Genomic DNA, 21,354 nt, shown 5'->3' with positions numbered 1-21,354 from the left:
ACGCTTGGAGCTCAACCTTCCGTGCCCGTTCTGCGTCTACCGCTTCTCCCTGCCGCGGCAGGTAAACAGCACTGGGGCAATCTGCCCGGTGCCGCCCTGAGCCTGGCCATCGCCGAGGCTGCCAGCGCTGCCAAGCGCTTTACCCTGCTGCTCACCGCCGACAGCCAAAGTGCCGAGCGGCTGGAACAGGAGCTGAGTTTCTTCGCCCCCGATTTGCCGGTACTGCATTTCCCGGACTGGGAAACCCTGCCCTACGATCTGTTCTCGCCGCACCAGGACATCATTTCCCAGCGCATCGCCAGCCTGTACCGCTTGCCGGAACTGGCCCACGGCGTGCTGGTGGTGCCGATCACCACGGCCCTGCACCGCCTGGCACCGACCAAGTTCCTGCTGGGCAGCAGCCTGGTGCTGGATATCGGCCAGAAGCTCGATGTGGAGCAAATGCGCACCCGGCTTGAGGCCAGCGGTTATCGCTGCGTCGACACGGTGTACGAGCACGGTGAGTTCGCCGTGCGTGGCGCGTTGATCGACCTGTTCCCGATGGGCAGCAAACTGCCCTACCGGATCGACCTGTTCGACGACGAAATCGAAACCCTGCGCACCTTCGATCCGGAAAACCAGCGCTCCATCGACAAGGTGCAGTCGATCAAGCTGCTGCCGGCCCGGGAGTTCCCGCTGCAAAAAGACGCGGTCACGCGCTTCAAGGCACGTTTCCGCGAGCGCTTCGACGTGGATTTCCGTCGCTGCCCGATCTTCCAGGACTTGAGCAGCGGGATTACCCCCGCCGGTATCGAGTACTACCTGCCGCTGTTCTTCGACGAAACCTCCACGCTCTTCGATTACCTGCCCCAGGACACCCAGGTGTTCTCGCTGCCAGGCATCGAACAGGCAGCGGAGAATTTCTGGAATGACGTGCGCAACCGTTATGAAGAACGCCGCGTCGACCCGTCCCGTCCTTTATTGCCACCGGCCGAGCTGTTCCTGCCGGTGGAAGACTGCTTCGCCCGCCTGAAAAACTGGCCGCGGGTAGTCGCCAGCCAGCAGGACGTGGATGCAGGCGCCGGCCGCGAGCGCTTTCCGGCGCAAGCGCTGCCGAACCTGGCGATTGAAGCCAAGGCTAACCAGCCGCTGGAAGCGCTGTCGAATTTCCTCGGTGACTTCCCCGGCCGTGTGCTGTTTACCGCCGAGTCCGCCGGGCGCCGCGAGGTGCTGCTGGAGCTGTTGGAACGCCTGAAGCTGCGGCCGAAAACCGTCGACAGCTGGCCGGACTTTGTCGAGAGCAAGGACCGCCTGGCGATCACCATCGCACCGCTGGACGAAGGCCTGCTGCTGGACGACCCGGCCCTGGCACTGATTGCCGAAAGCCCGCTGTTCGGTCAACGGGTGATGCAGCGTCGCCGCCGCGAAAAGCGCGCCGATGCCAACAACGATGCGGTGATCAAGAACCTCACCGAGCTGCGCGAAGGCGCGCCGGTGGTGCATATCGACCACGGCGTGGGCCGTTACCTGGGCCTGCAGACCCTGGAGATCGACAACCAGGTGGCCGAATTCCTCACCATGGAATACGCCGAGGGCGCCAAGCTCTACGTGCCCGTGGCCAACCTGCACCTGATCGCCCGCTACACCGGCAGCGACGACGCCCTCGCGCCGTTGCACCGCCTGGGCTCCGAGACCTGGCAGAAAGCCAAGCGCAAGGCCGCCGAACAGGTACGCGATGTGGCCGCCGAGTTGCTCGACATCTATGCCCGCCGCGCCGCCCGCGAAGGTTATGCGTTTGCCGACCCAAAAGCCGACTACGCCACCTTCAGCGCCGGCTTCGCCTTCGAAGAAACCCCGGACCAGCAAACCACCATCGACGCCGTGCGCGCCGATATGCTGGCGCCCAAGCCGATGGACCGCCTGGTGTGCGGCGACGTGGGCTTCGGCAAGACCGAAGTGGCAATGCGCGCAGCGTTTATTGCGGTGCACGGTGGCCGCCAAGTGGCGATCCTCGTCCCCACCACCCTGCTCGCCCAGCAGCACTACAACAGCTTTCGCGACCGCTTTGCCGACTGGCCGGTGACTGTGGAGGTGATGAGCCGCTTCAAATCGGCCAAGGAAGTGAATGCGGCCATCGCCGACCTGGCGGAAGGCAAGATCGACATTGTCATCGGCACTCACAAGCTGCTGTCGGATGACGTGAAGATCAAGAACCTCGGGCTGGTGATCATCGACGAAGAGCACCGCTTCGGGGTTCGCCAGAAAGAACAGCTCAAGGCCCTGCGCAGTGAAGTCGACATCCTGACGCTCACCGCCACGCCGATTCCGCGCACGCTGAACATGGCGGTGTCGGGCATGCGCGACCTGTCGATCATCGCCACGCCGCCGGCGCGCCGGTTGTCGGTGCGCACCTTCGTCATGGAGCAGAACAAAAGCACGGTCAAGGAAGCCCTGCTGCGCGAGTTGCTGCGCGGCGGCCAGGTGTACTACCTGCACAACGATGTAAAAACCATCGAGAAATGCGCCGCCGACCTCGCCGAACTGGTGCCGGAAGCACGGATCGCCATCGGCCACGGGCAGATGCGCGAGCGCGAACTCGAACAGGTGATGAGCGACTTCTATCACAAGCGCTTCAACGTGCTGATCGCCTCGACCATCATCGAGACCGGCATCGACGTGCCGAGCGCCAACACCATCATCATCGAGCGCGCCGACAAGTTCGGCCTGGCGCAGCTGCATCAGTTGCGCGGCCGGGTCGGGCGCAGTCACCACCAGGCGTATGCCTATCTGCTGACACCGCCGCGCCAGCAGATCACTTCCGACGCCGAGAAGCGCCTGGAAGCGATCGCCAACACCCAGGACCTCGGCGCCGGCTTTGTGCTGGCCACCAACGACCTGGAAATCCGCGGCGCCGGCGAACTGCTGGGCGACGGCCAGAGCGGGCAGATCCAGGCCGTCGGCTTCACCCTGTATATGGAAATGCTCGAGCGCGCGGTGAAGTCCATCCGCAAGGGCGAACAACCGAACCTCGACCAACCGCTGGGTGGCGGCCCGGAGATCAACCTGCGCCTGCCGGCGCTGATCCCCGAAGACTACCTGCCGGATGTGCACGCGCGACTGATCCTGTACAAGCGCATCTCCTCGGCCACCGACGAAGAAGGTCTCAAGGACCTTCAAGTGGAGATGATCGATCGCTTCGGCCTGTTGCCGGAGCCGACCAAGAACCTGGTGCGCCTGACCCTGCTCAAACTGCAGGCCGAGCAACTGGGCATCAAGAAGGTCGACGCCGGCCCGCAAGGCGGGCGTATCGAGTTCGAAGCGCAGACGCCGGTGGACCCACTGGTGCTGATCAAGCTGATTCAGGGCCAGCCCAATCGCTACAAGTTCGAAGGGGCTACGCTGTTCAAATTCATGGTGCCGATGGAACGCGCCGAAGAACGCTTTAATACACTGGAGGCGCTGTTTGAGCGCCTCATCCCGAAATCTGCTTGAAGGACGCCCCAATGCGCCTGTTCCGCATTTTGAGCTTGTTGTTGGTGGTCGTTGCGCCTTCGGCGTTCGCCGACAGCCCGTACCTGGTGGAGATGATCCTGGTGCGCCAGAACGCCGAGCCGGTGATCAACAGCCGTGCGGCGCCGGAAAACTGGGACGCCGGCGCACCACGCCTGGGGACTGACAAAATGAGCCCGCCACGACTGGGCAATATTGTCGAGAAGCTGCAAGCCAGCAGCGACTACACCGTATTGCTGCACAAGTCCTGGGAACAGAATCTCGGTGAGCAACCGGTGAAGCTGGCCATCAGCGATGGCCAGGAACAGTTCGGCCAGTTCCCCATCGAAGGTACCCTGAACCTGCAGCTTGGACGCTTTACCGATATCGACGCAGACTTCTGGGTCAACCAGTTCGACGCCAACGGCAGCGTCATCGCCAGCGAACACCTCAGCCAGCAAGACGTGCGCACCAAGAACAACCAGCTCAACTACCTGGACGGCGGCCACCTCGCCCTGCTGATCAAGATCACTTCGCTGACCGCCAAGCCGCCCAGCGCTCCACCGCCCGATGTCCAGGACTGATCCAGCACCATGCCGCTGACGTCGTCGTTGACCAAACCCCTGGCCCCTTCGTGGGCCAATCGCTTTAAAGAGCAAAGCCTCGAGCGTGGCCGGCGCTACGCCCTGGAAAACCGTGTGCGTATCGTCGAGTCCGGCGACAGCACCATCATTGCCAGCTGCGAAGGCTCGGGTGGCAATGTCTACCGCCAGACCATTTCGCTGCGCGAATCCGCCAAGGGCACGTTGATCCTGGTGGACAGCCGCTGCACGTGCCCCGTGCACACCAACTGCAAACACATCGCCGCCGTGCTGCTCAAGGTCCAGGAAACCCTGGCCTACCCGGCGGCGGCCCAGGATGCCGAGTTGCTGGAGAAGCTCCAGGCGGTGCTGGATAACCGCGTGGTGTTGCCGCAAGTGGTGATGGAAGACGTGCAACCGGTGCCGCGCCTGTGGCTGGCGAGTATCGAGTTCAGTGCCTTCGAACCGCGCAACGGCAAGATGCAGCGTTATATCCAGCATCGCGCGGCGTTGTCCTTCAACTATTTGGGCAACTACGTCAGCGGCCAGAAGAACGCCGACATTATCGTGCGCCAGGAACAGCAGAGCCTGCGGATCAAGCGCCACCCCGAGGTGGAGCAGCAGTTTCGCGAACAGCTGCGCCTGCTGGGCTTCAAGATCGCCACCCGCCAGAGCAAGGCCCTGCCGGAAAGCGCCGGCGAGCTGTTCGAGATGGTCAATGACAGCGCGTGGCTGAACTTCACCCTGAATGCCTCGCCGAACCTGCGCGCCCAGGGTTGGGAACTACAGATCGATGAAGATTTCGGCTTCGACCTGAGCGCCGTCGACGACTGGTACGCCAGCGTCGACGAAGTGCCGGAGCGTGACTGGTTCGACTTGGAGCTGGGGATCATCGTCAACGGCGAACGCCTGAGCTTGCTGCCGATCCTGTTGAACCTGATGCGCTCCCACACCGAGATTCTCAACCCGGAAAAACTCGCCCGGCGCCGCGATGACGAACTGATCCTGGTGAACATTCCCGGCCTGCCCAACGGCCACGGCCCGCTGCAAGTCGCGCTGCCTTATGGCCGGCTGAAACCGGTGCTGGCGACCCTGGGCGAGTTCTACCTGCAAGAGCCCGGCACCACCGCGCTGCGCCTGGCCAAGGCCGACGCGATTCGCCTGAACCCGCTGGAAGACCTGCCGCTGCAATGGGAAGGCGGCGAAAAGATCCGCAACTTCGCCCAGCGCCTGCGGGACATCAAGGATTTCAGCTGCGAAGCGCCGGAAGGCTTGAACGCAACGTTGCGCCCTTATCAACTGGAAGGCCTGAGCTGGATGCAGTCGCTGCGCCAACTCGACGTCGGCGGGATTCTCGCGGATGACATGGGCCTGGGCAAAACCCTGCAAACCCTGGCGCATATTCTCAGCGAGAAAATCGCCGGACGCCTGGACCGCCCGTGCATGGTGGTGATGCCCACCAGCCTGATCCCGAACTGGCTCGACGAAGCGGCGCACTTCACGCCGCAGCTCAAAGTCATGGCGTTGTACGGCGCGGGGCGCAAGAAACATTTCCCTCAGTTGCAGGACTACGACCTGCTGCTGACCACCTACGCCCTGCTGCCCAAGGACATCGAGCAACTGGCCGCCCTGCCCTTGCACGTGCTGATCCTTGACGAAGCGCAGTACATCAAGAACCCCAACAGCAAGGCGGCCCAGGCGGCCCGCGAGCTGAACGCCCGCCAGCGCCTGTGCCTCAGCGGTACACCGCTGGAAAACCACTTGGGCGAGCTGTGGTCGCTGTTCCACTTCCTGCTGCCGGGTTGGCTGGGGGACGTGAAGAGCTTCAACCGCGATTACCGCGTACCGATCGAAAAGCGCGGCAGCGATGTGCGATTGCAGCACCTTAATGGTCGGATCAAGCCGTTCCTGCTGCGTCGCACCAAGGAGCAGGTGGCGACCGAGCTGCCGCCCAAGACCGAGATCATCCACTGGGTCGACCTCAACGAAGCCCAACGCGACGTGTACGAAACCATGCGCCTGGCGATGGACAAGAAAGTCCGCGACGAGATTACCCGCAAGGGTGTGGCGCGCAGCCAGATCATCATCCTGGAGGCGCTGCTCAAGTTGCGCCAGGTGTGCTGTGATTTACGCCTGGTCAATGATGCAACCCTGCCGGCAAAGGGCAGTAGCTCGGGCAAACTCGACAGCTTGATGGAGATGCTCGAAGAGCTGTTTGCCGAAGGCCGCAGGATTCTGCTGTTTTCCCAGTTCACCTCGATGCTGAGCCTGATCGAGGCCGAGTTGAAGAAGCGTGGCGTGGCTTATGCGCTGCTTACCGGTCAGACGCGGGATCGGCGCACGCCGGTGAAAGACTTCCAGAGCGGCAAGCTGCAGATCTTCCTGATCAGCCTGAAGGCAGGCGGCGTCGGACTTAACCTGACGGAAGCCGACACGGTGATTCACTACGACCCGTGGTGGAACCCGGCCACGGAAAACCAGGCCACCGACCGTGCGTACCGCATCGGCCAGGAGAAGCCGGTATTCGTCTACAAGATGATTGCCCGGGGCACCGTGGAAGAGAAAATCCAGCATTTGCAGCAGGAAAAGTCTGATCTGGCGGCGGGCGTTCTGGATGGGCGGACGACGGGAGATTGGAAGTTGGGGAATGAGGATATCGAGGCGTTGTTTGCGCCGTTGCCTCATAAGCAGGAAAAGCGCTGACTGTTAGATCGCCTTCGCGAGCAAGCCCGCTCCCACATTTGACCGCATATACCCTGGAGGAATGCGGTCGGATGTGGGAGCGGGCTTGCTCGCGAAGGGCGCACCGCAGTTGTCAGTCGATCAACTGAGCATCCCGCAGCGCACCCAACGCCGCCAACCAACGCGGATCCTGCTTGTACTCGGTCGACGCCACCGCTTGGCCACGCATCCGCGCGATACGCGCCGACGGCGTGACCTTCATGCGCTGGGCAGCACTCAGGGCCAGCTCGGCGGCGGCGCGGTCGTTGCACACCAGGCCCATGTCGCAACCGGCAGTCAACGCCGCCTCAATACGACTGGCAGCATCACCGACCACATGAGCCCCCGCCATCGACAGGTCGTCACTGAAGATCACCCCGTCGAACTGCAACTCGCCACGCAGGATGTCCTGCAACCAGCGCCGGGAGAAGCCGGCCGGTTGCGCGTCCACTTGTGGATAAATCACATGGGCCGGCATGACGGCTGCCAGTTGCTTGCTCAGGCGCGCGAAAGGCACCAGGTCATTGGCGCGAATCTGTTCCAGGCTGCGCTCGTCGTTGGGAATGGCGACGTGGGAATCGGCTTCGGCCCAGCCGTGGCCGGGGAAGTGCTTGCCGGTGGCCGCCATACCGGCGCTGTTCATGCCACGGATGAAGGCGCCCGCGAGCACGGCGGCGCGCTCGGGGTCGCCTTCGAAGGCGCGAGTGCCCACAACGGCGCTGCGTTGGTAATCGAGGTCCAGCACCGGGGCGAAGCTCAGGTCCAGGCCAACCGCCAGCACTTCGGTTGCCATGATCCAACCGCACTGCTCGGCCAGTTGCTCCGCATTCGGGTTGTCGGCCAAGGCACGCATCGCCGGCAGACGCACAAACCCCTGACGCAAGCGTTGCACTCGGCCGCCTTCCTGATCGACCGCCAGCAACAGGTCCGGGCGCACGGCGCGAATCGCCGCGCTCAATTCACGCACCTGCCGAGGATGCTCGATATTGCGTGCAAAAATGATCAGGCCGCCCACCTCGGGCTGACGCAACAAGTGGCGATCCTCAGCCGTCAGCCAGGTGCCGGCAACGTCCACCATCAAAGAGCCTTGCAGGGCTTGGGTCATATAGCTTCCTTAAATAACGCGCGCAGCCCGAAGCCCCCGCGAGATCGCATCGCCAGGATTGAATCTGGAGACGGACGCTCAGCAAGCGCAACGGGCTGTGGATAAATAGCTGAAATCGGCATGGGCGGCTAGCTTAGCGGATGCAAGCGGCCGCGCACACCCGGGAGGGGTTAAACCTTGGCCGGGACCGGTGCTGACTTGCTGCGCGGGCGCAATTGGGCGGCGGCCATGGCCTGGTCGGTGACGCCGGTTTCGGCACGCATGCCGGCGGCGAGAAACGGCACCATCAGGCGCATGACCTGCTCGATGGAGGTGTTGACGCCGAAGTCGGTCTCGGCAATCGCACGCAGTGCCTTGATCCCGGACATGCTGAATGCCGCGGCACCGAGCATGAAGTGCACGCGCCAGAACAGTTCGATTGGCGGGATACGCGGGGCGGCTTCGTTGACCAGCAACATATAGCGGCGGAACACCTTGCCGTACATGTCTTCAAGGTAGCGGCGCAGGTGGCCCTGGCTCTGGCTGAACGCCAGGCCCAACAGGCGCATGAAGATCGACAGGTCGTTGCCGCTGCGTGGCTGAACCACCAGGGCTTGTTCGACGAGGATCTCCAGCAGGTCTTCCAGGCTTGGCTTGTTTTCAGGCTTGGCCTGGCGACGCTCCAGCTCACGGTCGAGGCTGATGCAGAAAGGCCCCAGGAAACGTGAGAACACGGCCTGGATCAGCGCCTTCTTGGAGCCGAAATGGTAGTTCACTGCCGCCAGGTTGACCCCGGCCTTGCTGGTAATCAGCCGCAATGAAGTTTCAGCAAATCCTTTTTCCGCGAACAACTGCTCGGCAGCATCGAGAATGCGTTCAACGGTTTCCGACTGGGCCATGGCTACTCCGCCTGACAAACACTTGTTTGAAACATACGTTTCAAGCTATGTCTTGTCAAGCCTGCAGGTCGGTTTGCGGCTGGCCGGTCAGCTATTTCATGGCCATTTAATCACATTCGCCAAGGTCTGTAGGCAGCGCTGTCTCCAGTGTGTAGGACAGGTGATAAATGACCGTCCAGCGGAGTGACTGAAAACGGTGATTGCCAAGCGCAGTCCACTGTATATAATCCCAGTCACTGTATAAAAAGACAGAGCGATCAACATGCTAAAACTGACGCCACGCCAAGCTGAGATTCTGGCTTTTATCAAGCGCTGCCTCGATGACAACGGCTACCCGCCGACCCGGGCGGAAATTGCGCTGGAACTGGGATTCAAGTCACCCAACGCCGCTGAAGAACACCTCAAGGCCCTCGCCCGCAAAGGCGCGATCGAGATGACCCCGGGTGCTTCACGCGGTATTCGCATCCCTGGCTTCGAAGCCAAGGCCGACGAGTCGACACTGCCGATCATCGGCCGCGTCGCAGCCGGTGCGCCGATCCTGGCGCAACAGCACGTCGAGGAATCCTGCAACATCAACCCGACCTTCTTCCATCCCCGTGCCGACTACCTGTTGCGGGTCCATGGCATGAGCATGAAGGACGTGGGCATTTTCGACGGCGACCTGCTGGCCGTCCACACCACACGTGAAGCTCGCAATGGCCAGATCGTCGTCGCCCGTATCGGCGATGAAGTGACGGTCAAACGCTTCAAGCGCGAAGGCAGCAAGGTCTGGCTCCTGGCCGAGAACCCCGAATTCGCGCCGATTGAAGTGAACCTGAAGGATCAGGACCTGGTGATTGAAGGCTTGAGCGTCGGCGTTATTCGCCGCTAACGGAGGCATCATGCAGTTCCTACAGACCCCACAACACACTCAACTGTCGCTGTTTGAGGCCTTTATGGCCCAGCCCCTTGCGCCCATCCTCAAGGAAGTGGTCGAAGCGCCCTGGAGCGCCGAACCCGAGGCGTTCAGTGAACTGTCGTTGCGCGGTGCTGCCGGGAACTGCCTGAGCCTGTTGGCGCCGATCCTTCGCGAATTGAGCGAGGAACAGGACGCCCGCTGGCTGACGCTGATCGCCCCGCCGTCCAGTCTGACCCAGGCCTGGTTGCGGGATGCCGGCCTGAACCGCGAACGCATCCTGTTGCTGCAACCCCGTGGTGCTCAAAGCGCCCAGCAGTTGACCTGCGAAGCCTTGCGCCTGGGCCGTAGCCATACGGTGGTCAGCTGGCTGAATCCGCTGACCACAGCGGCCAGGCAGCAACTGATCAGCGCCGCCCGCACAGGTGATGCGCAAAGCTTGAACATTCGGTTGGGATAAAACGATACGCGGGTAACTGACAGCTGTCAGGATCCGCCATGACGCGAGGCTTCTTCAGAATTGAGAAGCCGATCTGCACAATTGAAGCCTGTAAAAAAGTCGACAGACGGACTCAGTGAAGAATCCGCGGGCCGTCTTCCTTTTCCGGTTCGCCTTCAGCCAGGCGCCCCGCCATCTGCACACCTACGCTCAACATGGCTTTTGCCACTTCCACGTGCTGGCCCTGTAGGAACGCTTTTGCGTCCTCGGAAAAATCCAAGATCACCAGAGAACCCTCGTCCTCAGCCCGGCGCAGCTCGATTCGGCCGTCGGGCAACTCAACAATTTCCAGAAAGGACGTTGGCATAAAAGTCTGTTCTCCACGAAAGGCCGGCATTATATCAGTCTTGTGGCGAGCGGGCTTGCCCGCATTGGGCTGAGCCGCGGCCCTCCGACAGCTGACACTGCCAGGCCTGAAAAGCCTTGGGGCTGCTTCGCAACCCAACGGGAGCAAGCTCCCTCGCCACTAAGAGCGGTAGTTGTCAGCGAAAAGCCTTCAGCACTCGTTCAATCCATCCCGAAACCGAATGGCCAACTTCTTCAGCTCCTGCCGCCAGCTTTCCAGCTCTTCCCGGCTCAACGGCTCGGGTCCTTCTTCGTCCAGGCTTACGGCCACGATCAGCGGCTGGGTCACATCGCCTTTGGGCGTGTGCTTCACCCGTGGCGGTTGGAACATCTCCGCGTGGGCTACCAGCAAGCGCGCCAGCCAACTGTCCGGGCTTTGCGCCATCTCCACCAGTTCGGCCAACTCCGGGATGGCCATGGACTCCAGCACATCCCGGTGGATGATCATTTCCGCACGCGGCGAGCCGGCCTGCGGCAGACGGTAGAACCCGGCGATCTCATGGCATAAGCCAAGCAAGGCGCCATAGAGGTGGAACAGCGCGGCTTCACGCCCGGCCTGTACCAGCGCGATAGCGTTCATCTCCTTTCCTTCCTCGGCACGGCCAAGGGCTTCCAGGGACAAACCCGCGAAGTAAATTTTCTGGTTGGTACGGGTATAGAGTTCGTTGGCCATGAAGGCAGTCTCCACAACGAATAAAGCGTGATGCTGGCTGAACAGTGTCACGGATCAGCCAAGGCCACTGCAAGCGCAAAAAAAAGGCCGCCTATCAAGGCGGCCTTTGTGCATGTAGCTGATCGTATCAAGCGCCCTGGCGCTTGTCCTCGACCTTCCACTTGCCACCGTCGTAGAACGCTTTCCAGCCGGTAGGCTTGCCTTCAACCTCGGTCTGCACGTACTGCTCCTTGGTCTTGCGGCTGTAGCGGATCACGGACGGACGACCGTCCGGGTCCTTCTTCGGCGCTTCGCAGAGGAAGTGGTACTTCGGATCGATCTCGTCCTTGTGGGGCACGATCTCCATCACCAGCGGTGCACGGGTCTCACGGTTTTTCGGGAACTGGCTGGCAGCCAGGAACAGCCCCGAAGCACCATCACGCAGGATGTAGGTGTCGTTGACCTTCTCGCACTTGAGTTCAGGCATCTTCACCGGGTCCATCTTCGGCGGCGCCGCGTCACCGCTTTTCAGCAGTTTGCGGGTGTTCTTGCACGTCGGGTTGGTGCAACCGAAGAACTTGCCGAAACGGCCGGTCTTGAGCTGCATCTCGCTGCCGCACTTGTCGCATTCCAGGCTCGGGCCTTCGTAGCCCTTGATGCGGTAAGTGCCTTCTTCGATCTCGTAGCCGTTGCAATCCGGGTTGTTACCGCAGATGTGCAGCTTGTGCTTCTCATCCAGCAGGTAGGCATCCATTGCCGTGCTGCAGATCGGGCAACGGTGCTTGCCACGCAATACCAGTGACTCGGATTCACCCTCGTCATCGGCCGCGATTTCATCGCCCGGCACCAGGTTGACGGTGGCCTTGCAGCGCTCTTTCGGCGGCAGGCTGTAACCCGAGCAACCGAGGAACACACCGGTGGAGGCGGTACGAATCTGCATCGGGCGGCCGCAAGTGAGGCACGGAATGTCCGTCATCACCGGCTGGTTGGCCCGCATGCCGTTCTCGGCGCTTTCAGCCACTTCAAGTTTCTTCTTGAAGTCGCCGTAGAACTCGTCGAGCACGTTTTTCCAGTCGCGTTCGCCCTGGGCCACGTCATCGAGGTTCTCTTCCATGCCGGCGGTGAAGCCGTAGTCCATCAGGTTGGAGAAACTCTCGGACAGGCGCTCGGTGACGATGTCACCCATCTTTTCCGAGTAGAAACGACGGTTGTGCAAGGCCACGTAGCCGCGGTCCTGGATGGTGGAGATGATCGCCGCATAGGTCGAAGGACGACCGATACCGCGTTTTTCCATCTCCTTGACCAGGCTGGCTTCCGAGTAACGCGCCGGCGGCTTGGTGAAGTGCTGGGACGGGTCGAGCTTGATCAGCTTCAACACATCGCCCTGCGCCATGTCCGGCAGTACATCGTCGTCGCCCGGCTTGGCGATTTGCGGCATCACGCGGGTGTAACCGTCGAACTTGAGGATACGGCCCTTGGCACGCAGCTCGAAGTCACCAGCACCCACGCTGACAGTCGTCGACAGGTATTGCGCCGGCAGCATCTGGCACGCCAGGAACTGGCGCCAGATCAGCTCGTAGAGGCGCTCAGCGTCGCGCTCCATGCCGCTCAGCTTGCTTGGCTCGGTGTTGGCGTCGGAGGGACGAATCGCTTCGTGAGCCTCTTGTGCGCCTTCCTTGCTGCTGTAGACGTTCGGCTTCTCCGGCAGGTACTTCTTGCCGAATTCGCTTTCAATATAAGTGCGCGCCATCGCCACCGCGTCTTGCGACAGGTTGGTGGAGTCGGTACGCATATACGTGATGTAGCCCGCTTCATACAGGCGCTGGGCCATCATCATGGTCTTCTTCACCCCGAAGCCCAGGCGGTTGCTCGCGGCCTGTTGCAGGGTGGAAGTGATGAACGGCGCCGACGGCTTGCTGCTGGTGGGCTTGTCTTCACGCTTGACGATGCTGTAGCTGGAAGCCTTGAGCTTCTCCAGCGCGGCCATGGCCTGGGCTTCGTTGAGCGGCTTGAAGGCCTCGCCTTTCTCGCGGGCCACTTCAAAGCGTACGTTGTTGCCCTTGGCAGTGCCCAGGTCAGCGTGCACTTCCCAATATTCTTCAGGGTTGAACGCACGAATCTCGCGCTCACGCTCCACCACCAGCTTTACCGCAACCGATTGCACACGGCCGGCGGACAGGCCACGAGCGATTTTCGCCCACAGCAGCGGCGAGACCATGTAACCCACGACGCGGTCGAGGAAGCGACGGGCCTGCTGGGCATTGACGCGGTCAATGTCCAGTTCGCCCGGCTTGGAGAAGGCTTCCTGGATCGCCTTCTTGGTAATTTCGTTGAACACCACGCGCTTGTAGCGGCTGTCGTCACCCCCGATGGCTTCCCGCAGGTGCCAGGCAATAGCCTCCCCCTCGCGGTCCAAGTCGGTTGCGAGATAGATGGTGTCAGCATCCTTGGCGAGCCGGCGCAGCTCTTCGATGACCTTTTCCTTGCCCGGGAGGATCTCGTACTTGGCTTTCCAGCCATGATCGGGATCGACACCCATGCGCGAGACCAGCTGCTTGCGCGCTTTCTCTTTAGGCGTGAGCACCGGACCTTCGCCCGCAGCCGCCTTGCCGCGCTTGGCGGCAGGCTCCTTGCTGGCGCTAGCCGAACCGCTGGTGGGCAGGTCTCGGATATGGCCGATACTCGACTTCACCACGTACTCGTTACCCAAGTACTTGTTGATGGTCTTGGCCTTAGCCGGGGATTCCACAATGACCAGCGATTTGCCCATGGATCGGAAAATTCCTGAATTCGAGAAGTGAAAGGCGGTTGGCGCCTGACGCGGCAACGCTATATATAGTGGCAACAAGGTGAGGTCAAGCGCAGCATTCTGCGCGGCCTGCCTTTATTGCACGGAAAAAAGGCTGGGTTCGGCCTGCATCAAAGCAAAGCGCGGGACCTGTTCGCCGTCAACTTCGACGGTCTCAAGGAACATGCTCAAGGGACGCACCCAAAAGCCGTAATCGCCATACAGTGCTTGGTAAAACACCACTTCCTCTTCGGTCTCGGAATGCCGCGCCACATTAAAAACGCGGTACTGCGGACCTTTATAATGCTGGTAGAGCCCTGGTTCGACTTTCATGCTCTGGCCCTCTTACAAAATTTGTTAAAAAAAAATATAAAAAATTCCAAAAAACAAAAACCGGGGCACTGGGCCCCGGCTTCCGTCAACGAAACGTTTAGATACGTTCGAAGACGGTGGAGATGCCTTGGCCGAGGCCAATGCACATGGTTGCAACCCCAAGGTTGCCGCCATTTTGCTTCATCACGTTAAGCAACGTGCCGGAGATACGAGCGCCGGAACACCCAAACGGGTGACCCAAGGCAATCGCGCCGCCGTGCAGGTTAACCTTCTCGTTCATCTTGTCGAGCACTTTCAAATCTTTCAGCACTGGCAGGGCCTGTGCGGCGAAAGCTTCGTTGAGCTCGAAGAAGTCGATGTCGGAGATAGTCAGGCCTGCGCGCTTCAATGCTTTTTGTGTGGCCGGTACTGGACCATAGCCCATGATTGCCGGGTCCACACCTGCGACTGCCATCGAACGAATCACGGCCATCGGCTGGATGCCCAGGTCCTGGGCACGCTGGGCCGACATCACGATCATGCACGAAGCACCGTCAGTGATCTGCGACGAAGTACCGGCTGTCACGGTGCCGCCCTTTGGATTGAAGGCCGGCTTCAGGGCCGCCAGGCTTTCCAGGGTGGTGTCCGGACGAATGGTTTCGTCGTAGTCGAACAGTTTCAGGAAACCGTTCTCGTCGTAGCCGTTCATCGGGATGATTTCATCCTTGAACTTGCCTTCCACGGTTGCCTTGTGGGCCAACTGGTGGGAACGCAGGCCGAATGCATCCTGGGCTTCGCGGGTAATGCCGTGCATTTTGCCGAGCATTTCAGCGGTGAGGCCCATCATGCCCGAGGCTTTCGCCGCGTACAGGGACATGTGCGGGTTCGGATCCACACCGTGCATCATGCTGACGTGGCCCATGTGCTCCACGCCGCCAACCACGAACACATCACCGTTACCGGTCATGATCGCTTGGGCAGCGGTGTGCAGCGCGCTCATGGACGAGCCACACAGGCGGCTGACGGTCTGGCCGGCAGCGGTGTGCGGGATCTGCGTCATCAAGGAAGCCATGCGGGCGATGTTCCAGCCCTGCTCCAGGGTCTGGTTGACGCAGCCCCAGATCACGTCTTCGACTTCGTTCGGGTCGACCTTGACGTTGCGTTCCAGCAATTTGCTGATCAGGTGCGCCGACATGTCTTCGGCACGGGTGTTGCGGTGCATGCCGCCCTTGGAGCGGCCCATCGGCGTACGACCGAAGTCGACAATCACGACGTCTCTTGGATTCAAGCTCATAAATATTCTCGCTCTAGTCGTCTGGGCACTTAACCGAAGAAGCTCTGGCCGTTCTTGGCCATCTCGCGCAGCTTCGCAGTCGGGTGGTACAGCGGGCCCAGATCAGCGTATTGATCAGCCAGGGCAACGAACTCGGCCACACCGATGGAATCGATGTAACGCAGCGCACCACCACGGAATGGAGGGAAACCAATACCGTAGACCAGGCCCATGTCGGCCTCGGCTGCGGTTTCAACGATGCCGTCTTCCAGGCAACGCACGGTTTCCAGGCACAGGGCGATCATCATCCAGTTGACGATGTCCTCGTCGGACACTTCACGCTGTTCGTAGATGACCGGCGCGAGTACTTCGTGAACCGATGGGTCGGCCACTTTCTTCTGCTTGCCCTTCTTGTCGGTCTCGTAGGCGTAGAAGCCCTTGCCATTCTTCTGGCCCAGGCGCTTGGCTTCGTAGAGCGCGTCGATCGCCGAGCGGCGGTCGTCTTTCATGCGGTCCGGGAAGCCTTCAGCCATTACGTCGCGACCGTGGTGGCCGGTGTCGATGCCGACCACGTCCATCAGGTACGCCGGGCCCATTGGCCAGCCGAATTTTTCCATGACCTTGTCGATGCGCACGAAGTCCACACCGGCGCTGACCAGCTTGGCGAAACCGCCGAAGTACGGGAACAGTACGCGGTTGACCAGGAAGCCCGGGCAGTCATTGACGACGATCGGGTTCTTGCCCATTTTCTTGGCGTAGGCAACGGTGGTGGCAACGGCCAGCTCGCTGGACTTCTCGCCACGGATCACTTCCACCAGCGGCATCATGTGCACCGGGTTGAAGAAGTGCATGCCGACGAAGTTTTCCGGACGCTTGAGGGCCTTGGCCAGCAAGGTGATGGAAATGGTCGAGGTGTTGGACGCCAGGATCGTGTCTTCTTTCACCTGGGCTTCAACTTCAGCCAGTACCGCCTGCTTGACCTTCGGGTTCTCGACAACCGCTTCGACCACCAGGTCGACGTGGCCGAAATCACCGTAGGACAGGGTCGGACGAATGCCGTTAAGCACTTCAGCCATTTTCGCTGCAGTCATGCGGCCTTTATCAACGCGGCCTACCAGCAGCTTCGCGGCTTCTGCCAGACCCTGCTCGATGCCGTGCTCGTTGATGTCTTTCATCAGGATCGGCGTGCCTTTGGACGCCGACTGATAGGCGATACCGCCGCCCATGATACCGGCGCCGAGTACGGCAGCCTGTTTCACGTCGCGAGCGATTTCGTCGTAGGCCTTGGCCTTTTTCTTCAGTTCCTGATCGTTCAGGAACAGACCGATCAAGCTCTGCGCGGCAGAGGTCTTGGCCAGTTTGACGAAACCGGCAGCTTCGACTTCCAGGGCTTTGTCGCGACCGAAGTTCGCGGCCTTCTGGATGGTCTTGATCGCTTCAACCGGCGCCGGGTAGTTCGGGCCGGCCTGGCCAGCCACGAAACCCTTGGCGGTTTCGAACGACATCATCTGTTCGATGGCGTTGAGCTTGAGTTTTTCCAGCTTTGGCTGACGCTTGGCCTTGTAGTCAAATTCGCCGCTGATGGCGCCCTTGATCAGGTTCAGCGCGGCTTCTGCAAGCTTGTCGGGAGCCACCACAGCATCCACGGCGCCGACTTTCAGCGCGTCTTCAGCACGGTTTTCCTTGCCGGCGGCAATCCACTCGATGGCATTGTCGGCACCGATGATGCGCGGCAGGCGCACGGTACCGCCGAAGCCTGGGTAGATGCCCAGCTTGACTTCCGGCAGGCCGATTTTCGCGGTGGCAGACATCACGCGGAAGTCGGCGGCCAGGCACATTTCCAGACCGCCGCCCAGGGCGATGCCATTGATCGCGGCAACGGTCGGCACGTTGAGGTCTTCGAAATCGCTGAAAATCTTGTTGGCTTCGAGGTTGCCAGCCACAAGCTCGGCATCGGGCAGCTTGAAGTTGTCGACGAATTCGGTGATGTCAGCGCCGACGATGAACACGTCCTTGCCGCTGGAGACGATCACGCCCTTGACCGAAGCATCTGCTTTGATGGTGTCTACGGCCTGACGCAATTCATTCAGGGTTAGACGGTTGAACTTGTTGACGGACTCACCCTTGAGGTCGAATTTCAATTCGACGATGCCACTTTCAAGAGCCTTAACCGTGATGGCTTTACCTTCGTAAATCATCAACTGATCTCCACGATATGGAAGCTGAACAGTACACGTCGGACGCAGGATTCAGCGTAGGCACTGACGTTACCGTCGATGCTAACGCCAATTTGCCAGGCACACCCGCCAACGCGATAGTCGGGATTCTGTACGAACGGTCTGAAAGACAAACGCTCAATTCATACGCCCGTTTGATTTGGGTACGTCACCTTCAGCCAAATCCGAAGAATTGTCAATCGCTCGAAAGGGCCGCAAAAACGCGACTTTTCAGTCATTTCAGAACCCGGGGCAGCCGGCATCGCCCCGCCAATGTTTAATCATTCGCGAAATCAATAATGTGAATTTTGATTTAAAGGGCTGTACAGAACCGAATATGCGGCTAGGCTAGCGGCACGTAAAACGAATTACCGGCCTGCCTGGCCAACTCCAGCCCGATGATGCTTTCGGGCTTTTTAATGCCCGCAGGAATCTCAGGCCAGCGCCTTGAGCACCGCGTCAATGTCCTGCAACACGCTCAACTCGCCCTTCTCGCCCCAGTACAAGGTGATCATTTGCTTGTCGGCTTCGACTTTGTAGACGTTCGCCGGCAGCGTCGCAAAATGTGGCAACAACTTTTCATCGACGCAGGTTTCCTGCCACTGATTGACCCAAACCCCTGGCTCCAACTGCCAGTAACTCCAGGTCACCCGCGTGGTGCCACGCCGTGGCCGGTGATACTGGGCACACGGGCTTGGCGGCTCGTGCTTGAGCCAGTGCGGCCATTCCTGGGGCGTCAGTTGCATGGCCAGGCCAATGCGCCGCGCCTCCATGCGCAAAGCCATGCGCCCGCTCGAATGGCGCGAAGGACGCAGCCACGCCAGGGGGCTTAAAACCAGCGCAAGGATTGACACCACTATCCAGACCGTCATATGTGTACTCCCGAATTTCTTGATGAGCGGATTTGACCTGACGCAACCCCATCCGCTTGAAACCAGCCATACTGAACTTATCGCTTTCCCTTGGAGGACTCCTCATGCCCTACGAACATATTCTGGTCGCCGTGGACCTGACCGAAGAATGCGACCCCGTGATCAAGCGGGCCGTAGGCCTTGCAGGCGACTCGGTGAAGCTGTCCCTGGTGCATATCGTCGAACCGATGGCCATGGCCTTTGGCGGCGATGTGCCGATGGACCTTTCCCAACTGCAACAGCAGCAGTTCGACCAGGCCAAGGAACGCCTTGACCGGCTGATCAACAAATACCCTGCCCTGAAAAAAGACCAGAGCCACCTGACCTACGGCCAGCCGCGCCAGGAAATCCACCACCTGGCCAAGGAGCAAGGTTGCGACCTGATCGTGGTCGGCAGCCACGGCCGTCACGGCCTGGCCTTGCTGCTGGGCTCCACCGCCAATGACGTGCTGCACGGCGCACCTTGCGATGTGCTGGCCGTGAAACTGGTCAAGAGCTCGTAAGACCAACGGCAATCCAATGTGGGAGCGGGCTTGTGTGGGAGCGGGCTTGCTCGCGAAAGCGGTGGATCAGTCGACAAATATATGGACTGACACACCGCATTCGCGAGCAAGCCCGTTCCCACATCTGAACCGCGTTTCATACAAAAAACCCGGTGCTCATACAAATGAGCGCCGGGTTTTTTATTGCGCTTGAATCACTCAGGCATCCAGCTCGGCCCAGCGTTCAACCAGGGCTTCAAGCTCGCTGTTAAGCTGCTCGAGGGATGCAATCACCTTGGCGGTTTCTGCAGCCGGACGCAGGTAGAAACCCGCGTCAGCCATTTCAGCTTCAACGGCAGCAATCTGCTGTTCCTTGGCGTCGATATCACCCGGCAGTGCTTCCAGCTCACGTTGCAGCTTGTAGCTGAGCTTCTTCTTCGCAGCAGGTGCTTCCTGGGCTGGTGCCGGAGCAGCAGCCACTGGAGCAACCACGGCCGAGGTCAAGTCAGCCTTGCCGGACTTGCTCTCGGTCACGCCCAGCAGGCGCGGCGAGCCGCCCTGGCGCAGCCAGTCCTGGTAACCACCGACGTATTCACGCACCTTGCCTTCACCTTCGAAGACCAGGGTGCTGGTGACCACGTTATCGAGGAATGCCCGGTCGTGACTGACCATCAGCACGGTGCCGTTGAAGGTCAGCAGGACCTCTTCCAGCAGTTCCAGGGTTTCCACGTCGAGGTCGTTGGTCGGTTCGTCGAGTACCAGCAGGTTGGCTGGCTTGCTGAACAACTTGGCCAGCAGCAGGCGCGCACGCTCACCACCGGACAAGGCCTTGACCGGCGTACGTGCACGCTGCGGGCTGAACAGGAAGTCGCCCAGGTAGCTCAGCACGTGGCGGCTCTGGCCGTCGATGTCGATAAAGTCGCGACCTTCGGCGACGTTGTCGATCACGGTTTTTTCCAGGTCCAACTGGTGGCGCAGCTGGTCGAAGTAGGCCACGTCGATGCGCGTGCCCTCTTCCACGGTACCGCTGGTGGGTTGCAGGCCGTTGAGCATCAGCTTGAGCAAGGTGGTCTTGCCGGTACCGTTGGCGCCGAGCAGGCCGATACGGTCGCCGCGCTGCAGGACCATGGAGAAGTCCTTGATCAGGAACGGGCCGTCCGGGTGATGGAAGCTGACGTTTTCCAGGACCATCACTTGCTTGCCCGACTTGTCGGCGGTGTCCAGCTGGATATTGGCCTTGCCGGTGCGTTCACGGCGCTCGCTGCGCTCGACACGCAGGGCTTTCAGGGCACGTACGCGGCCTTCGTTACGGGTGCGGCGGGCCTTGATGCCCTGGCGGATCCAGACTTCTTCCTGGGCCAGCTTCTTATCGAACAGGGCATTGGCGGTTTCTTCCGCAGACAGCGCGGCTTCCTTGTGCACCAGGAAACTGGCGTAGTCGCCGTTCCAGTCGATCAGGCCGCCACGGTCCAGTTCGAGGATGCGGGTTGCCAGGTTCTGCAGGAAGGAACGGTCGTGCGTGATGAACAGCACGGCGCCCTGGAAATCCTTGAGGGCTTCTTCAAGCCAGGCGATTGCGCCGATGTCCAGGTGGTTGGTCGGTTCGTCGAGCAGCAACAGATCCGGCTCGGAAACCAGGGCCTGGGCCAGCAGGACGCGGCGACGCCAGCCGCCGGACAATTCGGCGAGGGTCTTGTCGGCGGGCAGTTGCAGGCGACTCAGGGTGCTGTCGACCAATTGCTGCAAGCGCCAGCCGTCGCGGGCTTCGAGGTCTTGCTGGACGTGCATCAGCTTGTCCAGGTCGGCTTCGGTGACGCAGTTCTGCGCCAGGTGATGGTATTCGGCGAGCAGTGCGCCCACGCCGTCGAGGCCTTCGGCAACCACGTCGAACACTGTCCGTCCGTCGGCCACCGGCAATTCTTGCGGCAATTCGCCAATCTTGAGGCCCGGGGCGCGCCAGACAGAGCCGTCATCGGGCTTCTGGTCGCCTTTTACCAGCTTCATCATGCTGGACTTGCCGGTGCCGTTGCGGCCGATGATGCACACCCGCTCACCACGGGCGATCTGCCAGGACACCTTGTCCAACAACGGCATAGCGCCGAAAGCAAGGGACACATCGCTGAATTTGAGCAGGGTCATACGCTTCTCCAAAAACTGGGCGCGCATTCTACCTGACTTAGGGCTCGAGGCGGCCGGCATTTTCGCCGCTGACACGTTCTGTTGGACAT

General features: G+C 60.8%; 16 protein-coding genes. 6 read left to right on the top strand and 10 right to left on the bottom strand.

The window, feature by feature from the left end:
* The first annotated feature begins 21 nt into the window (after positions 1-21).
* Genes mfd through JV201_RS08040 form a run of 3 tightly spaced genes read left to right on the top strand, consistent with a single transcriptional unit; the run spans position 22 to position 6,752 of the window.
* Positions 22-3,471 (top strand): transcription-repair coupling factor, encoded by a 3,450-nt coding sequence (gene mfd, locus JV201_RS08050; protein WP_219406715.1) that lies wholly within the window; start codon positions 22-24, stop codon positions 3,469-3,471.
* A gap of 11 nt (positions 3,472-3,482) precedes the next feature.
* Positions 3,483-4,052 carry a CsiV family protein gene (locus JV201_RS08045; RefSeq protein WP_003218957.1) on the top strand — a complete coding sequence of 190 codons (570 nt, stop codon included), beginning with the start codon at positions 3,483-3,485 and terminating at the stop codon, positions 4,050-4,052.
* Positions 4,053-4,061: 9 nt separating this feature from the next.
* Positions 4,062-6,752 carry a DEAD/DEAH box helicase gene (locus JV201_RS08040; RefSeq protein ID WP_008437598.1) on the top strand — a complete coding sequence of 897 codons (2,691 nt, stop codon included), beginning with the start codon at positions 4,062-4,064 and terminating at the stop codon, positions 6,750-6,752.
* A gap of 112 nt (positions 6,753-6,864) precedes the next feature.
* Here JV201_RS08040 and nagZ read toward each other — a convergent pair whose 3' ends face one another.
* Together nagZ and psrA are read right to left on the bottom strand one after the other, a co-directional pair.
* Positions 6,865-7,875 (bottom strand): beta-N-acetylhexosaminidase, encoded by a 1,011-nt coding sequence (gene nagZ, locus JV201_RS08035; RefSeq protein ID WP_003218962.1) that lies wholly within the window; start codon positions 7,873-7,875, stop codon positions 6,865-6,867.
* 170 nt (positions 7,876-8,045) lie between these two features.
* Entirely contained in the window at positions 8,046-8,753 is a 708-nt protein-coding gene (gene psrA / locus JV201_RS08030; protein WP_087693656.1) for a transcriptional regulator PsrA, read from the bottom strand.
* A gap of 262 nt (positions 8,754-9,015) precedes the next feature.
* Here psrA and lexA point away from each other — a divergent pair, with 262 nt between their 5' ends.
* Positions 9,016-9,624: a transcriptional repressor LexA gene (gene lexA / locus JV201_RS08025; protein WP_003172575.1), complete on the top strand. Its 609-nt coding sequence runs from the start codon at positions 9,016-9,018 to the stop codon at positions 9,622-9,624.
* A gap of 10 nt (positions 9,625-9,634) precedes the next feature.
* Positions 9,635-10,108, top strand: a complete 474-nt coding sequence (gene sulA, locus JV201_RS08020) for an SOS-induced cell division inhibitor SulA (RefSeq protein WP_003218967.1) — start codon at positions 9,635-9,637, stop codon at positions 10,106-10,108.
* 112 nt (positions 10,109-10,220) lie between these two features.
* On the opposite strand, the gene JV201_RS08015 is transcribed toward sulA, so the two are convergent.
* From JV201_RS08015 to JV201_RS07985, 7 genes are all read right to left on the bottom strand, one after another.
* The gene (locus JV201_RS08015) at positions 10,221-10,454 is read right to left on the bottom strand and encodes a hypothetical protein (protein WP_003218969.1); all 234 of its coding nucleotides are present in this window, start codon (positions 10,452-10,454) and stop codon (positions 10,221-10,223) included.
* Positions 10,455-10,643: 189 nt separating this feature from the next.
* Positions 10,644-11,165 (bottom strand): DUF6586 family protein, encoded by a 522-nt coding sequence (locus tag JV201_RS08010; RefSeq protein ID WP_003218971.1) that lies wholly within the window; start codon positions 11,163-11,165, stop codon positions 10,644-10,646.
* 127 nt (positions 11,166-11,292) lie between these two features.
* Positions 11,293-13,914, bottom strand: coding sequence for a type I DNA topoisomerase (gene topA / locus JV201_RS08005; RefSeq protein WP_003218973.1), 2,622 nt, complete (start codon positions 13,912-13,914; stop codon positions 11,293-11,295).
* Positions 13,915-14,028: 114 nt separating this feature from the next.
* Positions 14,029-14,265 carry a DUF1653 domain-containing protein gene (locus JV201_RS08000; RefSeq protein ID WP_008437597.1) on the bottom strand — a complete coding sequence of 79 codons (237 nt, stop codon included), beginning with the start codon at positions 14,263-14,265 and terminating at the stop codon, positions 14,029-14,031.
* A 97-nt stretch (positions 14,266-14,362) separates the two neighbouring features.
* The gene (gene fadA / locus JV201_RS07995; RefSeq protein WP_003218978.1) at positions 14,363-15,538 is read right to left on the bottom strand and encodes an acetyl-CoA C-acyltransferase FadA; all 1,176 of its coding nucleotides are present in this window, start codon (positions 15,536-15,538) and stop codon (positions 14,363-14,365) included.
* A 29-nt stretch (positions 15,539-15,567) separates the two neighbouring features.
* Positions 15,568-17,715, bottom strand: a complete 2,148-nt coding sequence (gene fadB, locus JV201_RS07990; protein ID WP_003218979.1) for a fatty acid oxidation complex subunit alpha FadB — start codon at positions 17,713-17,715, stop codon at positions 15,568-15,570.
* Positions 17,716-18,167: 452 nt separating this feature from the next.
* The gene (locus tag JV201_RS07985; protein ID WP_003218981.1) at positions 18,168-18,605 is read right to left on the bottom strand and encodes a hypothetical protein; all 438 of its coding nucleotides are present in this window, start codon (positions 18,603-18,605) and stop codon (positions 18,168-18,170) included.
* Between the two features lie 104 nt (positions 18,606-18,709).
* On the opposite strand from JV201_RS07985, the gene JV201_RS07980 reads away from it, so the two are divergent.
* Complete coding sequence (locus tag JV201_RS07980; protein ID WP_003218985.1) at positions 18,710-19,147, top strand: universal stress protein; 438 nt, start codon at positions 18,710-18,712, stop codon at positions 19,145-19,147.
* 198 nt (positions 19,148-19,345) lie between these two features.
* On the opposite strand, the gene JV201_RS07975 is transcribed toward JV201_RS07980, so the two are convergent.
* The gene (locus JV201_RS07975; RefSeq protein ID WP_003218986.1) at positions 19,346-21,265 is read right to left on the bottom strand and encodes an ATP-binding cassette domain-containing protein; all 1,920 of its coding nucleotides are present in this window, start codon (positions 21,263-21,265) and stop codon (positions 19,346-19,348) included.
* Positions 21,266-21,354: the final 89 nt, after the last annotated feature.

It is taken from the genome of Pseudomonas sp. Colony2 (assembly GCF_019382755.1).
Classification (GTDB): Bacteria; Pseudomonadota; Gammaproteobacteria; order Pseudomonadales; family Pseudomonadaceae; genus Aquipseudomonas.
This window is presented reverse-complemented; position numbering and strand designations above follow the sequence as displayed.

Coding starts and splice junctions, on each gene's coding strand:
- JV201_RS07980 (WP_003218985.1), top strand. CDS start 18,710: ATGCCCTACGAACATATTCTGGTCGCCGTGGACCTGACCGAAGAATGC.
- lexA (WP_003172575.1), top strand. CDS start 9,016: ATGCTAAAACTGACGCCACGCCAAGCTGAGATTCTGGCTTTTATCAAG.
- psrA (WP_087693656.1), bottom strand. CDS start 8,753: ATGGCCCAGTCGGAAACCGTTGAACGCATTCTCGATGCTGCCGAGCAG.
- JV201_RS07985 (WP_003218981.1), bottom strand. CDS start 18,605: ATGACGGTCTGGATAGTGGTGTCAATCCTTGCGCTGGTTTTAAGCCCC.
- sulA (WP_003218967.1), top strand. CDS start 9,635: ATGCAGTTCCTACAGACCCCACAACACACTCAACTGTCGCTGTTTGAG.
- JV201_RS08010 (WP_003218971.1), bottom strand. CDS start 11,165: ATGGCCAACGAACTCTATACCCGTACCAACCAGAAAATTTACTTCGCG.
- JV201_RS08040 (WP_008437598.1), top strand. CDS start 4,062: ATGCCGCTGACGTCGTCGTTGACCAAACCCCTGGCCCCTTCGTGGGCC.
- fadA (WP_003218978.1), bottom strand. CDS start 15,538: ATGAGCTTGAATCCAAGAGACGTCGTGATTGTCGACTTCGGTCGTACG.
- JV201_RS08045 (WP_003218957.1), top strand. CDS start 3,483: ATGCGCCTGTTCCGCATTTTGAGCTTGTTGTTGGTGGTCGTTGCGCCT.
- JV201_RS07975 (WP_003218986.1), bottom strand. CDS start 21,265: ATGACCCTGCTCAAATTCAGCGATGTGTCCCTTGCTTTCGGCGCTATG.
- JV201_RS08015 (WP_003218969.1), bottom strand. CDS start 10,454: ATGCCAACGTCCTTTCTGGAAATTGTTGAGTTGCCCGACGGCCGAATC.
- nagZ (WP_003218962.1), bottom strand. CDS start 7,875: ATGACCCAAGCCCTGCAAGGCTCTTTGATGGTGGACGTTGCCGGCACC.
- fadB (WP_003218979.1), bottom strand. CDS start 17,715: ATGATTTACGAAGGTAAAGCCATCACGGTTAAGGCTCTTGAAAGTGGC.
- JV201_RS08000 (WP_008437597.1), bottom strand. CDS start 14,265: ATGAAAGTCGAACCAGGGCTCTACCAGCATTATAAAGGTCCGCAGTAC.
- topA (WP_003218973.1), bottom strand. CDS start 13,914: ATGGGCAAATCGCTGGTCATTGTGGAATCCCCGGCTAAGGCCAAGACC.